Annotated in this window: 1 protein-coding gene; it reads right to left on the reverse strand. The window is 73.7% G+C overall.

All coding sequences use genetic code 11. The annotated features are described in order from the left end of the window. The coding region (locus tag OXS27_RS32230; protein ID WP_267361730.1) for a glycosyltransferase at positions 1-1,387 on the reverse strand (1,387 nt) is incomplete at both ends.

A 1,387-nucleotide genomic window follows, 5' to 3' on the forward strand; every position in this document is an offset into this window, starting at 1 on the left:
ACCAGGTGGTTGCGGTGGCACACCGGCGAGTAATCGTGCAGCGTCCAGGCGTAGGGGCGGCCCGAGCCCGCCACCACGTCCATCAGCGCCCGCGCCGCCGCCCAGCGCAGGCCCGCCAGCGAGTGTACGTGGATCAGCCGCGGGGCCAGCCTGGCCACGAACCCGGCGAGTTCGTCCGCGTCGCGCGGCAGGTACAGGCTGTCGAGGTTGGGCAGGTACAGGAACGCGGCGCCGCGATAGGCGACGTGAACCGCGAGGTTGCGGGTGCGGTCGATCTGCAGCAGCACCACGGGGGTGCCCTCGGCCCGGGCCTGGGCGATCAGGTCGTCGAGGTGGCGCTGGATGCCCCCGCCCCAGCTGTGGGTGACGAACAGCAGCGCCCGGCCGGCGACGTGCCGGGCCAGCCGCTCCAGGTCGAGCCGCGCCCGGCCCTGCCGTCCGGGATCGGCCTGGACGAACTGGCCGACGCGGGCCGGGTAGTCGGGGTGCTTGGCCAGCAGCGCGGCCTGGCCCTGGTCGTAGGCGCCGCCGGCCCCGCCGCCGCCCTCGGTGCCGAACGAGATCTGGCCGGCATGGTAGACGTAGACGTCCTCGGCGAGGAGGTTGCGCAAGCCGGCCTTCTCGGCGCGCAGGCACCAGTCGTTCTCCTCGCCGTAGCCGCGGCCGAAGGCCTCGGCGTCGAGCTCGCCCACGATGTCGAGGGCGTGGGCGGTCATGACCATGCAGAAGCCGACGCCGGTGGGCACGGGCAGGCTGCGGCCGGGGTTGGTCGCGGCGGCCAGGCGGTCGAGTTCGGGCGGGGCGATCTCGAGCGGCATGGTGTTGTTGGCGTTGAAGCGCGGGTAGGAGCAGATCGTGGCGTTGTTGGACAGCGGCGTGACGCTGCCCACGCGCGGGGCTGCCGGATCGGCGGGTTCTGCGTGTGCGACGAGGCGGTCGAGCCAGTCGCCGAACACCTGGGCGTCGGAGTTGAGCAGGACGACGGCGCGGCCCTGGCGCAGGGACAGCGCGCGGTTGACCGAGCGGACGAAGCCGAGGTTGGTCTCGTTCTCGACGAGGTGGAACAGGCCGCGGGCGGCCAGCGCCGCGAGGTCGCGGGTGAGTTCCGGCTCGGGGGATCGGTCGTTGACGGCGAGCAGGGTGAAGGGGGTGGCCTGGGGCTGGGACAGGCAGGCGTGGAGCGCGCGCAGGGTCTCGGCGCGTCCCTTGTAGACGGGCATGATGACCAGCACGTGGGCGTCCGCGATGGGCCGGGCGGGGGGCAGACCGTCCCAGTCGTGCGGATCGGGTGCGGTGAGGGGCGGGAGCGTCCCGAGATCCTCGGGGCAGCCCATCAGGCCGGCGGCGCGGCCGACGCGCACGTAGTGCAGGAACGGCGACTCCCCCG

Origin of the sequence: Methylobacterium sp. GC_Met_3 (genome assembly GCF_026540775.1) — a bacterium.
Classification (GTDB): Bacteria; Pseudomonadota; Alphaproteobacteria; order Rhizobiales; family Beijerinckiaceae; genus Methylobacterium.